Annotated in this window: 11 protein-coding genes; 7 read left to right on the top strand and 4 right to left on the bottom strand. The window is 76.6% G+C overall.

What is annotated here, in order from left to right:
* Nucleotides 1–3: 3 nt before the first annotated feature.
* Nucleotides 4–1,632 (bottom strand): AMP-binding protein, encoded by a 1,629-nt coding sequence (locus GA0070609_RS09225; protein ID WP_088993428.1) that lies wholly within the window; start codon nucleotides 1,630–1,632, stop codon nucleotides 4–6.
* Between the two features lie 2 nt (nucleotides 1,633–1,634).
* Nucleotides 1,635–2,390, bottom strand: a complete 756-nt coding sequence (locus tag GA0070609_RS09220; protein WP_269459291.1) for a class II aldolase/adducin family protein — start codon at nucleotides 2,388–2,390, stop codon at nucleotides 1,635–1,637.
* Between the two features lie 38 nt (nucleotides 2,391–2,428).
* On the opposite strand from GA0070609_RS09220, the gene GA0070609_RS09215 reads away from it, so the two are divergent.
* The 6 genes from GA0070609_RS09215 to GA0070609_RS09190 are packed head-to-tail and all read left to right on the top strand — an operon-like array spanning nucleotide 2,429 to nucleotide 9,688.
* The gene (locus GA0070609_RS09215; protein WP_088997601.1) at nucleotides 2,429–3,583 is read left to right on the top strand and encodes an acyl-CoA dehydrogenase family protein; all 1,155 of its coding nucleotides are present in this window, start codon (nucleotides 2,429–2,431) and stop codon (nucleotides 3,581–3,583) included.
* A gap of 12 nt (nucleotides 3,584–3,595) precedes the next feature.
* Nucleotides 3,596–4,642, top strand: a complete 1,047-nt coding sequence (locus GA0070609_RS09210; RefSeq protein ID WP_088993426.1) for an acyl-CoA dehydrogenase family protein — start codon at nucleotides 3,596–3,598, stop codon at nucleotides 4,640–4,642.
* Between the two features lie 4 nt (nucleotides 4,643–4,646).
* Nucleotides 4,647–5,276 carry a 4'-phosphopantetheinyl transferase family protein gene (locus GA0070609_RS09205; protein WP_088997600.1) on the top strand — a complete coding sequence of 210 codons (630 nt, stop codon included), beginning with the start codon at nucleotides 4,647–4,649 and terminating at the stop codon, nucleotides 5,274–5,276.
* Complete coding sequence (locus GA0070609_RS09200; RefSeq protein WP_157748095.1) at nucleotides 5,273–6,343, top strand: phosphotransferase; 1,071 nt, start codon at nucleotides 5,273–5,275, stop codon at nucleotides 6,341–6,343. The genes GA0070609_RS09205 and GA0070609_RS09200 overlap by 4 nt, the downstream gene beginning before the upstream one ends.
* The gene (locus tag GA0070609_RS09195) at nucleotides 6,321–7,295 is read left to right on the top strand and encodes a hypothetical protein (protein ID WP_088993424.1); all 975 of its coding nucleotides are present in this window, start codon (nucleotides 6,321–6,323) and stop codon (nucleotides 7,293–7,295) included. The genes GA0070609_RS09200 and GA0070609_RS09195 overlap by 23 nt, the downstream gene beginning before the upstream one ends.
* Complete coding sequence (locus tag GA0070609_RS09190) at nucleotides 7,292–9,688, top strand: CaiB/BaiF CoA-transferase family protein (protein ID WP_088993423.1); 2,397 nt, start codon at nucleotides 7,292–7,294, stop codon at nucleotides 9,686–9,688. Before GA0070609_RS09195 ends, GA0070609_RS09190 begins: the two co-directional genes overlap by 4 nt.
* Nucleotides 9,689–9,792: 104 nt before the next feature.
* On the opposite strand, the gene GA0070609_RS09185 is transcribed toward GA0070609_RS09190, so the two are convergent.
* The gene (locus GA0070609_RS09185; RefSeq protein ID WP_088993422.1) at nucleotides 9,793–11,496 is read right to left on the bottom strand and encodes a carbamoyltransferase N-terminal domain-containing protein; all 1,704 of its coding nucleotides are present in this window, start codon (nucleotides 11,494–11,496) and stop codon (nucleotides 9,793–9,795) included.
* Nucleotides 11,497–11,659: 163 nt separating this feature from the next.
* Between GA0070609_RS09185 and GA0070609_RS09180 the strand changes: the two genes are divergently transcribed.
* Complete coding sequence (locus GA0070609_RS09180; RefSeq protein WP_088993421.1) at nucleotides 11,660–11,884, top strand: HAD family hydrolase; 225 nt, start codon at nucleotides 11,660–11,662, stop codon at nucleotides 11,882–11,884.
* Nucleotides 11,885–11,893: 9 nt separating this feature from the next.
* On the opposite strand, the gene GA0070609_RS09175 is transcribed toward GA0070609_RS09180, so the two are convergent.
* On the bottom strand, nucleotides 11,894–12,469 hold the full coding sequence (locus tag GA0070609_RS09175) for an NAD(P)H-dependent oxidoreductase (RefSeq protein WP_088993420.1): 576 nt from the start codon (nucleotides 12,467–12,469) through the stop codon (nucleotides 11,894–11,896).
* Nucleotides 12,470–12,514 lie beyond the last annotated feature (45 nt).

Here is a 12,514-nt window from a genome sequence, read left to right as displayed (position 1 = left end):
GGGCTAGGTGCGCGCGGCGGCCGGCGGGCGCGGCGCGAGCGAGCGCAGCGCCTCAAGGCGCAGCTTGCCGGTCTCGTCGCGGGGCAGCCGGTCGACCACCCGCCACACCCGGGGCACCTTGAACCCGGCCAGCCGGGTGCGGCAGTGCCGGTCCAGCGTGGCCGGCGCGTCGGCGGCGGCGAGCCCCTGCCCGGTCAGTTGCACCAGGGCGCACACCCGCTCGCCGAACTCCTCGTCGGGCACCCCCAGCACTGCCACGTCCTGCACCGCCTCGTGGGCCAGCAGGGCCGCCTCCACCTCGGCCGGGTAGACGTTCACCCCGCCGGAGACGATCGTCTGGCTGTGCCGTCCGGTGAGGAAGAGGTAGCCGTCGCCGTCGAGGTAGCCCAGCTCGCCGTAGGTGTAGACGCCCGGCGCCAGGTGCGCCTCGCGGGTCTTGGCGGGGTCGCCGTGGTAGTGGAAATCCTGCGCCGCGCCACGCCGGAAGAAGACCCGGCCGACCCGACCCGGGGGCAGTTCCGCGCCGTCCGGCCCGACCACCAGGATCCGGGTCGGTGGCACGGCCCGCCCGACGCTGCCCGGCCGGGCCAGCCACTCCTCGGCCTCGATGAGGGTCACCACGCCGCCCTCGGTGGCCGCGTAGTACTCCACCACCACCGGGCCCCACCACTCGATCATGCGGCGCTTCACCTCCGGCCCGCACGGCCCGCCGCCGTGCCAGACCCGGCGCAGGCTGCCGCCGTCGAAGCGGCGGCGCACCGGCTCCGGCAACCGCAGCAGGCGGACGAACTGGGTGGGCACCAGGTGGCATAGGTTGACCGACTCGGCGTCGATGAGTCGCAGCGTGCGTTCCGGATCGAACCGTTCCTCGATGCGCAGCTCGCAGCCGCGCAGCAGGGGCAGCAGCGCGAAGTACAGCTGGGCGGAGTGGTACCACGGGCCGACCAGCAGGGCCCGGCCGGTGGCCGGCACCTTCAGCACCAGTCCGGCGTACGCCAGCAGCCGGCCGACCCCGGCGAGCGGCTCGCCCTGCCGGAACACCCCGTTGACCACGCCCTTCGGCGCCCCGGTGGTGCCCGACGTGTAGAGCATCACCGACCCGCAGACCTGCCCCGGCGGTTCCGCCCCGTCGGCGGCGGCGAGCAACGGCTCGACGGGGGTGAACCCGGTCGCCGCGCCGTGGCCCGCCGACTCCTCGACGGGCGCGGAGCCGGGCGACGCCTCGACGGGCGCGGAGCCGGGCGGCTCGGCGGCGCCGACCAGCAGCCGGACCGGGCACTCGTCCGGCCGCAGCGCGGCGGCGACGACAGCGGCCCGGGACGCGTCCACCAGCACCGCGCGGCTGGCCGAGTCGGTCAGGATGTGGCGCAGCTCCGGCGCGGTGAGGTGCCAGTTCACCGGGACCACCCGCAGGCCGCCGTGCAGGCCGGCGAGCAACGCCTCGAACACCTCGACCCGGTTGCCGACCACCACCGCCACGGTGTCCCCGACCGACAGGCCGTGGTCGCGCAGCACCCGCAGCCACCGGTTCACCCGGTCGTTGAGCGCCCACCAGTCGAGCCGGCGGTGCCGGTCGGCCAGCGCCGGCTCGCCGGCCCGGTCCCGCACCAGCTCGTCGAGGAGTCGGGCCACGGTCAGTCCAGCAGGTCCGGCTCGGCGCGGACCACGTCGGCGTAGAGCGGCCGGAAGTTCAACCGGCCCAACGCGGGGGTGCCGATGGTGTCCCGGGTGGCCCGGGCGTCGTCCGGGTCGACCAGCACCGGCCGGCCGGCCGCCTCCGCCAGCAGCTGCACCTGGCAGCAGCGGTCCATCGAGACGAACCACCAGGCCGCCTCGGCCACGCTGCCGCCGACGGTGAGCAGGCCGTGGTTGCGCAGGATCACCGCCTTGCGGTCGCCGAGCGTGCCGGCGATCCGCTTGCCCTCGGCCGGGTCGAGCACCACCCCGGAGTAGTGCTCGTGCACCTCGTGGTCCTCGTAGAACGCGCAGGCGTCCTGGGTGATCGGGTCCAGCGGCCGGCCGAGGGTGGACCAGGCCCGCCCGTACGTGGAGTGGGTGTGCGCCGCGGCCACCACGTCCGGCCGGGCCAGGTGGATCTGCGAGTGGATGGCGTACCCGGCCGGGTTGATGGTGCCGGTGCCCGCCACCACCGCGCCGGCGTGGTCGACCAGGAGCAGGTCGCTGACCCGCACGTGACCGAAGTGCTGGCCGAACCGGTTGATCCAGAAGTGGTCGGGCCGGATCGGGTCGCGCGCGGTGACGTGCCCGCCGGCGCCCTCGTCGAAGCCGAGCCGGGCGAAGATCCGCAGGGTCGCGGCGAGCTGCCGCTTGCGGTGCTGCCGCTCCTCCTCGGGCGACCGCTCGGTGCGCGGAGCGTTCATGTCGCGCACGGTAGCCGGTGCCACGACGCGTGGCTACGGTGTCGCTCGTGGACCTGAACGACAGCACCGAGCAGGCCGCGTTCCGCGCCGGGCTGCGGGCCTGGCTGCGCGAACGGCTACCCGAGCCGGCGCCCGACGGTGCGCCCGGCGACCCGGCCGCGCTGCGGGACTGGACCAAGCAGGTGCACGCCGCCGGCTACGCCGGCCTCACCTGGCCGGTGGCCTACGGCGGTCGCGGCCTCTCCCCCGTGCACCAGGGCATCTTCGCCGAGGAGTGCGCCCTGGCCGGCGCCCCCGAACAGCTCAACGTGATCGGCCTGAACATGGTGGGCCCGACCCTGATCCGGTACGGCACCCCGGCGCAGCAGGAGCGCCACCTGGCCGCGATCCTCGCCGGCGACGACGTGTTCTGTCAGGGCTTCTCCGAGCCGGAGGCGGGCTCCGACCTGGCCGCCGTGCGCACCGCCGCGCGCCGGGTGCCGGGCGGGTTCGTGGTCGACGGGGAGAAACTCTGGTCCTCGTACGCCCCACTGGCCGACCACTGCCTGCTGCTGGCCCGCACCGGGCCGGACGGGCCGCGGCACCGGGGCCTCACCTGCTTCCTGCTCGACATGCGGGCCACCGGGGTGACGGTACGGCCGCTGCGGCAGATCAACGGCGCCGCGGAGTTCGGCCAGATCCTGCTGGCCGGGGTGCGGGTCGGCGACGACTGCGTGGTCGGCGAGGTCGACGCGGGGTGGGCGGTGGCGATGACCACGCTCGCCCACGAACGCGGCACCTTCGGCATCACCCTGAACGCCCGGCTCAGCGTCCAGTTCGACCGGTTGCTGGCCACCGTGCGGGCCACCGGCCACGCCGACGACCCGCTGGTCCGCGACGAGGTGGCCCAACTGCACGTCGAGGTGCAGGCCCTGCGCTGGACCGGCTACCGGGCGCTGACCGGGTTGCAGCGCACCGGTGAGCCGGGTCCGGAGAGCGCGGTGCTGAAGCTGCACTGGTCGCACGTCCACCAGCGGGTCTGCGACCTGGCGGTCCGGCTGCTCGGCGAGCGCGCGGCGCTGGACGGCGCGGACGCGTACTGGGCCGGCTACTGGCAGGGGCAGCTGCTGCGCAGCCGGGGCAACACCATCGAGGGCGGCACCTCGGAGATCCTGCGCGGGCTCATCGCCGAGCGGGTCGCCGGGCTGCCGCGCTGGCGCTGACGAGGGGGCGGGATGGAGTTCGGCTTCACCGAGCAGCAGCGGCACCTGCGGGAGGTGACCCGCGGCTACCTCGCCGAGCGCTACCCGCCGGACCGGGTGGCCGCGCTCGCCGACGGCCCCGGGCACGACCCCGACGGCTGGGCGCCGCTGATCGACCTGGGCTGGCGGGACCCCGACCTCGGCCTGGTGGAGCAGGCGGTGCTGGCCGACGAGTCCGGCTACGCGCTGCACCCGGTGCCCTGGTGGAGCACGCTGAGCGCGGCGCTGCCCGGCACCGCGCCGGCCACCGTCGCCTGCCACGACGACGACTGCGCGACGCTGGCCGTCGCGCACCGCACCAGCGCGGTACGGGCGGTCACCGGCCCGGACGGCTGGCGGGTGTCGGGGGTGAAGCGGCTCGTGCCCGACCTGGCAGCGGTCACCGAGGTGCTGCTCACCGCCGGCACCGCCGAGGGCGTGGCGCTGTTCCGGGTCCGTCGGGACGCGGTCGGGGTGACCGTGGTCGACCGCGCCGGGCTGGACGGGCTGCGCCGCCCGGCGGACCTGCGCTGCGCGGACACTCCGGCCGAGCCGGTCGCCGACGTCGCCGGCACCCCGGTGGCGCTGCGCCGGCTGCGCCGGCGGGCGTACACGCTGCTGGCGGCCGAGGCGCTGGGGGTGGCCCGCCGGGCGTACGACCTGGCCGTCGCGCACGCCCGGACCCGTACCCAGTTCGGCCGGCCGATCGGGGCGTTCCAGGGGGTCAGCTTCCGCGTCGCGGACAGCTACGTGGCCGTCGAGCTGGCGCATTCGCTGGTCTACCGGGCCGCCTGGCTGGCCGGGCGGGCCGACGGGCGGCCGGACGGGACCGTCGACGAGGCGGTCGCCGCCGCCGTGGTCGCCGCCCGCGACGCGGCGGTACGCGGCTGCGAGCACGCCATCCAGGTGCTCGGCGGGATCGGGATGACCTGGGAGCACCCGGTGCACCGGTGGTACCGGCGGGCGCTCTGGATTCGCGCCTTCGACGCGCCGTCGACCCGGCACCGGGCCGACCTGGCCCGGGCGCTGCTCGGGAGCTGACGTGCTGGGCGAGCTGCTGCCGGCCGCCGTGCGGGTCGCCGAGCGGCCCGACGACGACCCGACCGCCGTGCCCCTGGCCGAGGAGGCCGAGGCGGTGGCCCGGGCCGGCGCGGGCCGGCGCGGCGAGTTCCTCACCGGGCGGGCCTGCGCGCGGCGGGCGCTGGCCCGGTTCGGCGTGCCGCCGGTGGCCATCCCGCGCGGTGCCGACCGCGCGCCCCGCTGGCCGGCCGGCTTCGTCGGCAGCATCACCCACTGCCGCGGCTACCGGGGCGCGGCCGTGGCCCGCCGCGCCGACCTGCTCGCCGTGGGCGTCGACGCCGAGCCGCACCGGCCGCTGCCGCCCCGGGTCGCCGAGCGGGTCCTGCTGCCGGCGGAGCGGCGCTGGTTGCGCGGGCAGCCGCCGGGCGCGGCCCTCGACACGGTCCTCTTCTCGGCCAAGGAGAGCGTCTACAAGGTCTGGCACCCGGTCACCGGGCGCTGGCTCGGCTTCCGCGACGCCCTGGTCCGGCTCGACCCGGCCGGCACCTTCACCGTGGAGCTGCTGGTGCCGGCCCCCGACTGCCTGCGCGGGATCACCGGCCGGTTCCGGATCGGCGACGGGCTGGTGCTCACCGCCGCCGCGGTGCCGGCGTGATCCCCGCCCCGGAGCAGGTGACCCCGACCTGGCTGACCGGTGCCCTGCGCGCGACGGCGGCGGCCGGCGCGCGGGTGACCGCCGTGGAGTCCGCGCCGGTCGGCGGTGGGAAGTTGAGCCGCTGCGTCCGGCTGCGGCTGCGCTGGTCACCGGCCGGGGCCGGGCCAGCAACGCTGATCGGCAAGTTCGCCGCCGCCGACGAGCGCACCCGGCGCACCGGCACCGACAGCGACGCGTACCGCCGGGAACTGCTCTTCTACCGTCGGCTCGCGCCGGCCGTGCCGATCCGGGTGCCGCGCTGCCACCTGGCCGAGGCGGCGCCGGGGACCGGCGAGTTCGTGCTGCTGCTCGACGACGCCGCCCCGGCCCGCCCCCGCGACCAGGTACGCGGCGCCACCGCCGACGACGTCGCGCTGGCGCTGGGTGAGCTGGCCCGGCTGCAGGCGCGGTTCTGGGGCGGCGCCGGGCTCTGCGGCCAGGAGTGGCTGCCGGTGCCCGGCCCGGCGACCGGCCGGCGCCGGGCAGCGGCGTACCGGGTGACGGCCGAGGGGTTCCTGGCCCGGTTCGGCGCGCGGCTGTCGCCCCGGGCCCGGGCGGTGGTGACCGGATTCGGCACCCGGGTCCGCCGCTGGGCCGCCGCGCAGCAGCCGCCGTACACCCTGCTGCACGGTGACTTCCGGCTGGACAACCTGCTCTTCGGCGACGGGCCGGGCAGCGCGCCGCTGACCGTCGTGGACTGGCAGACCGTGGCGGTCGGTCCCGGCCCGAGCGACGCGGCGTACCTGGTCGGCGGCGCGCTGCCGGAGGACGTCCGGCGGGACCGCGAGGAGGAGCTGCTGCGGCTCTACCGGCGGTCGCTGGCCGCCGCCGGGGTCCGCTGGGCCGAGGCGGAGTGCCGCCGCGCGTGGCGGCTGGGCGCGCTCGCCGGGCTCCACATGACGGTGGTCGGCGCGATGCTCGTCGCCGCGGACCCGGCCAGCGACGCCATGTTCGTGTCGCTGGCCGAGCGGCACGCGGCCCACGTGACGGATCTGGAGGCGTTCGATGTCCTCGACCAGCACCGGTGAGCAGGCGCTGCCCGACGAGGCGTTCGGGCCGCCGCCCGCCGACCCGCCCGCGTACTGGCAGGAGAGCTGCTACTTCGTGGCGCACCGGCCGGACCACCCCGGCGACGTGCTGATCCTCAACCTGACCAGCCAGCCGACCCGGGACGGGTTCGACTGCCTGCAGCTGAGCCGGATCGACGGGCGGTTGCGGTTCGCCCGGTTCACCCGCCGGTACGGGGGCGACCCGCGCACCACCGCCGTCGGTCCGGCCCGGGTGGACGTGCTCGCGCCGTACCGGCGGATCCGGCTGGCGGTGGCCGAGGGCGAGGCGCCGGTCGGCTTCGACCTGACGTGGACCGCGCGCACCCGGCCGTACCTGCTGCCCCGCGGGTCGATGTCGGTCGGCGACCGGCTGGTGTGGGACCAGCGGCACCTGTTCCAGTCCGGCTGGTTCGACGGCTGGTACTCGGTCGACGGCGAGCACCGGCCGGTGCGGCGGTGGTGGGGGCAGCGCGACCACTCCTGGGGGGTGCGGGACCACGCCCGGGTGCCGCTGTGGATGTGGCTGGCCGTGCAGCTCGGCGACGGGATGCTCGGCGTCTGGTGCTGGGAGCGGCCGGACGGTGGCCGGGCCTACTGCGCGGGCTGCTGGGCCCCGGCCGGCGACCGGGAGCCGGTGCCGGTCACCGGCTTCCGGCACCGGCTGCACTGGACCGGGGCCGACGGCCGGCCGGTCGGGTACGGGCGGGCCGGCGCGGCGGTGCACGGCCTCGCCGGCCGGGTGGATTTCGACCTGGCCGACGGCCGGCGGATCGGGGTGACCGGCAGCGGGGAGTGGAACGCCCGCTACGGCCGGCGCGGCGGCGGGCAGCACCACCTCGCGGTGGTCACCGACGACGGCCGCCGCGGCACCGCGATCTACGAGATCACCGGCTCGGACCACCATCACTTCTTCCCGGGCGGCGAGCGGTGACCGGCCCGCTGCACGGGCTGCGGGTGCTGGAGCTGGCCACCGGGGTCGCCGGCCCGTACGCCGGCCGGCTGCTGGCCATGCTCGGCGCCACGGTGGTGAAGGCGGAGCCGCCCGGCGGCGACCCGGCGCGCGACCTGCCGGTCGACGGTGGGCCGCAGCACTCGCCGAGCCCGGTCTTCGTGCACCTGAACGCCGGCAAGCGGCTGGTCGGCCGGGACGTGCTGCCGGCGGCGCTGGGCTGGGCGGACGTGGTGCTGGACGACGGGACGCTGCCGCCGGTGGACGGGCCGCCGGTGGACGGGCCGCCGGTGGACGGGCCGCCGGTGGACGGGCCGCCGGTGGACGGGCCGCCGGTGGACGGGCCGCCGGTGGACGGGCCGCCGGTGGACGGGCCGCCGGTGGACGGGCCGCTGGTGGTCACGGTGACCTCCGGGCTGGCCACCGACGAGGAGTTGCTGGTGCAGGCGGCGTCCGGGCTGCTGGCGGTGAGCGTGGACGACGACGGGGTGCCGCACCGGTTCCCCGGCTGGCAGTCGCAGTACCTGGCCGGGGCGTACGCGGCGACGGCCGCGCTGGCCGGGCTGGCCCGCCGGGCGGCCGGGGCACGGGTCAGCTGGCTGGGGGCACTGCTGACCGCGTACGAGGCGCAGGGCGCCGGGCTGCTCTACACCGCCAGCTCCGGCCGTCCGGACGACCCCGACGAGGCCCGCCGCAACGCCGGGCACCTGGTCCGTACCTTCCCGTCCGGGGTGTTCGCCTGCGCGGACGGGCAGGTGATCCCGGGCACCGTACGGGCGGAGGACTGGCTGCGGCAGTGCGCCGTCTACGGCCGACCCGACCTGCCGTACGACGAGCGGTTCGTCTGGGCGCACCGGTGGCGCAACCGGCACCTGCTCGCCGCCGAGCTGCGCCCCTGGTACGCGGCGCGCACCCGGGCGGAGATCTTCCGGGCCGCGCTGGACGCCGGCTGGGCGGCGGCGATGGTGCTCACCGCCCGGGACGCGCTGACCGACCCGCACCTGGCCGGTCGGGGCTTCCTCGCCCCACTGACCGGGGCGACCGGCGGCCGGGTGGCGGCCCGCCCGTGGCGCAGCCCGCGACTGCCGGAGGGGGTGCCGGTCCGGCTCGCCGAACCGGGCGGGGACGCCGCCTGGTTCCGCCCCGACCACCCCCGCCCGGCGGCGGCACCCCGGCCGCCGGAGCTGGCCGGGCTGCGCGTGCTGGAGCTGACGCTGGCCTGGGCCGGGCCGCTCACCGGCCGGTTCCTCGGCACGCTCGGCGCGGACGTGGTGCGGGTCGAGGTGGGCAACCGTCCGGACGGCTGGCGGACCCGGCACCGGTGGCGCGAGCTCGGCGTGCCGGTGCCCGACGGGGTGGACCCGCAGGAGTGCACCTGGGACGCCTCCGCCCAGTTCAACAGCCTGAACCGGGGCAAGCGCGGAATCTCGGTGGACCTGGCCACCCCGGCCGGCGCCGACGTCTTCCGGGAGCTGCTCGCGGTCGCCGACGTGCTGGTGGTGAACATGACCCACGACGTGCTGGTCAAGCGCGGCGTGGCCGACGACGTACGCCGGCAGGTCGAGCGCGGCCTGGTGGTGGTCACCATGCCGGCGCTGGGGGCGACCGGGCCGTACCGGTCGATGGCCGGCTACGGGATGCTCACCGAGGGGATGGGCGGCTTCGCCGCCCGGTACGGATCGCCGGCCGAACCGGCAGCGGTCAGCCCGGTCTACTACCCGGACGCGGTGGCCGGGGTGCACGGCGTGCTCGCCGTGCTGGCCGCGCTGGCCGGCCGGGCCCGGCACGGGCGGGGTGACTGGCTCGACCTGTCCCAGCAGGAGACGCTCTGGTTGCAGCTCGGCGAGGGGCTAATGCTCGCCTCCCGGGAGGGCCGGAACCCGGCGCGGCTCGGCGACGCCGAGCCGGGCGTCCCCGGCTCGGGCGTCGTCGCCACCCGGGACGGGCACGTCGCGTACGTCGACCGGCGGCCCGGCTCGACCGTGACGCCGGAGACGGTGGCCGGCTGGGCCGCCGGGTCGACCACCGCCGAGGTGCTGGCCCGGTTGCGCGCCGAGGGGGTCGTCGCCGAGGCGGTGGCCGATCTGCGCCGGCGGTACGCCGACGGCACGCTGCGCGCCGCCGGGCTGGTGGAGGAGATCGACCACCCGGTCGCCGGGCGGCGGGCGTACCTCACGCCGCCGGTGCGGCTGTCCGGCGATCCGTTGCCGCCGGCCCGGCCCGCTCCCCTGTTCGACCAGCACACCGACGAGGTGCTCGCCGAGTGGCTCGGTTACGACCCCGGGCGGATCCGGGCGTTGCGCGCGGCCGAGGCGGTCGGCACCCGCCCGCGCCAGCCGCGCCGCCGCTCGACCAGCACCGCCGGCCGCCGCTGACCGCGCGCCCCGAGCCACCCCGCCCACCGCTGAGCCCGGGGGCGATCTGGACGCGCGCCGCCGCCCTCCGGGGGGCGGGAGGGCGGCGGAGAACGGCCGGCGGGTCAGCCGGCGGCGGGCGCCGCGTCGGTCCAGTGCAGCACGCCCTCGGACCAGACGTAGCGGGCCTGGCCCCAGCGCATCGCAGAGGCCGCGTCCGGGAAGAAGCCCGAGCCCTTGAAGTTGGCGCTGGTGTTGCAGAGCACCGGGACGCCGGTGAGCCGCTCGTACGCGGTCAGCAGCCGGTGCATCGTCGGGTTGTCGGCGTCCACGGTCTGCAGCCGAGCGCTGCCGTCGAGGTGCACCACCGCCGGGATCCGGTCCTTCCACTCCGGACGGACGGAGTGGTCGAAGAGCATGTACGGATCCCGGGTGCCGGGGCTGAACACCTCCGGCGCCCGGTCCTGGAGGCAGATCGGGGCCACCGGCCGGTACCACTCCCGCCCCTTCATGGCGTTGAGCCGGTCCTTCATGGCCGCACTGGTGGCCGGGGCGATGATGCTGCGGTGCCCGAGCGCCCGGGGGCCCAGCTCGGCCGGCCCGTGCACCACGACCACCGGCTCGCCCTGCCCCTCCAGAAGCTTGGCCAGCTCCTCGATCTCGCAGGGGCGGCTGGACCAGCCGGCCGGCGTCCGCCGGGTCGGCGTCACTGGCGGGCCGGCGAAGACGGACCAGCGCAGCGCGGACCGCCCGGTGCTGCGGATCATCTCCACGCAGGCCGCGCCGATCGCCGAGCCCGCGTCGTTGGGGAACGGCGGCACCCAGACGTCGGCGAAGAGGCCGCTGGCCCGCAGCCCGGCGTTCCACTTGATGTTCAGGGCGCAGCCGCCGGAGAGGCAGATCGGCAGGCCGTCCAGCTCGGGCAGCTCGGCGAGCTTCTGCTTGAGCCCGTCGACGAGCACCCGGAACAGGTGTTCCTGGAAGGAGGCGAGCAGCGCGGCGTCGGAGAGCCCCAGTGCGGCGGCCTCCTGCTGCACCCGGCGGCTCCACCCGTACGACTTGATGGCCCGGTCGATCGGCAGCATCGCCGCCGTGACGCCCTCCATCAGCTTGACGGCCTCCTCCGACGGCGGGTCGAGCGAGGCGTACGCCATCGCCTTGCCGGAGACCGGGAGCAGCGCCTCCATGCCCGGGCCGGGGTTGGACGCGAGCCGCCGCGAGTGGTCGACCCGGAACGGGCCGAAGTGCGACGCGAAGATCGGGTAGATGCCGCCGGAGACCTCCGCCACCGGGCCGTACGCGCGCACCGTCCGCCGCCGGGGGTCGTAGTGGTAGAGGTTCGGCGCCATCCCGCCGTCCCAGACCAGCATCAGCGCCGGCTCGTCCCGGGCGGCGAAGTCGCTGGTGCAGTAGCTGGCGAAGGCGTGGTCGGTGGCGTGGCTGAAGCTGCGGAACGGCGTCGGCGTCGGGCCGAAGAGCGGGCTGGTGCCGACCCGGCCGGCGAGCAGCCGGGGTGAGTCCGCCGGCGCGTCGTCGTAGCCGGCCACCTCGACCGGCCGGGCGGTGCCGGCGTCGTCGATCACCTCGACCCAGCTCTCGTTCTCCCGGCCCCGGGCCCAGCCGTCGATGACCACACTGGTCAGGTCGGCCGGGGAGACCCCGGCGTCGCGCAGCCGCGCGGCGATGTCGGCGGAGCGGTTGAAGGTGGCGTGCCGTTCCCGGTTCTCCAGCTTCTCCGCCTCGACCGAGAGCAGCAGGCGGTCGCCCTCCACGATTGCGAAGCCGCCGTCGTGGGTCATCTTGAGCCCGCAGATCAGGGGTGCAGACATCGCTTCTCCTCCCGGCGCGACCGGTCGGCGGCGACCTGGGTCGTGGTGGAACATAGGCGCGGCCCAGCCGGGGCGACAAGGCGCGCAGAACCGCCCGCGGCCCGGGCGAGTGACGCGACTCCGCAGTTGAACGGCGGTGCGGTCCGCGGCGACACTGCCAGGCGTGCCGGAGCCGGTGAGTTTCGCCAGGGACGTGCTGCCGCTCTTCCGCGAGCTGGACCTCGAGATGCCGCACGCCTTCGACCTGTCCGACCACGCCGACGTCTGCGCGTGGGCCGAGGCCATCCACGAGCGCCTCGCGGACGGTTCGATGCCGTGCGACGCGCCGTGGCCGGACGAGGACGTGGCACTGTTCCGCCGCTGGATCGACGAGGGCCAACACCCCTGACGCGGCCGGTCAGGCGCGGCTGAGCAGCGGGCGCGAGCGCCGGTCCAGCAACCCGCCGAGCGCCGGCGTCGCCCCGGCCGACCAGGCCGACAGCACCCGCTCGACGGCGCCGAACTCCGACTCCAGCACGGACAGCCCCGCGGTGGGCACCGCCGCCCCGAGCGCGACCAGCAGCGGGCGCAGGTAGCTCTCCACCGCGTGCCGGTGGCCGCGGTCGGCGGCGGTCATCATCGGCACCGCCACCGTGCCGGCCAGGCCGTGCCGGGGCAGCAGGTCAAGGAAGAGCTTCAGCAGCCCGGTGTAGCTGCCCTTGTAGGTGGGCGAGGCGACCAGCAGCAGCGCCGCGCCGGTCACCGCCGCGTACGCCTCGCGCACCGCGGTGCACCGGTCCTCGGCCACGATCAGCCCGGCCGGCAGCTCGGCGAGGTCGACCAGGGTCGGTGCGGCCAACCCGACCCCGGTCTCGGCCAGCCGCTCGCGCAGCAGCTCCGCCGCCGTCAGCACCACGCCCCGGGTGCGCGACCGGGGCCGCGGGTTGCCGACCAGGACGGTGAACGGGACCGGGCCACTGTCGACAGACGTCATTGCCACACATTGGCACGGCCCGACGCGGCGCTGCTACGTTCCGCG

It is taken from the genome of Micromonospora echinaurantiaca (assembly GCF_900090235.1).
Taxonomy (GTDB): domain Bacteria; phylum Actinomycetota; class Actinomycetes; order Mycobacteriales; family Micromonosporaceae; genus Micromonospora; species Micromonospora echinaurantiaca.
The sequence above is the reverse complement of the archived record's forward strand: the minus strand, read 5'-3'. Positions and strand labels throughout refer to the sequence as shown.

Excerpts from the sequence above, each read along its gene's own strand:
- GA0070609_RS09185 (WP_088993422.1), bottom strand. The coding sequence starts at position 11,496 with ATGTCTGCACCCCTGATCTGCGGGCTCAAGATGACCCACGACGGCGGC.
- GA0070609_RS09195 (WP_088993424.1), top strand. The coding sequence starts at position 6,321 with ATGTCCTCGACCAGCACCGGTGAGCAGGCGCTGCCCGACGAGGCGTTC.
- GA0070609_RS09175 (WP_088993420.1), bottom strand. The coding sequence starts at position 12,469 with ATGACGTCTGTCGACAGTGGCCCGGTCCCGTTCACCGTCCTGGTCGGC.
- GA0070609_RS09210 (WP_088993426.1), top strand. The coding sequence starts at position 3,596 with ATGGAGTTCGGCTTCACCGAGCAGCAGCGGCACCTGCGGGAGGTGACC.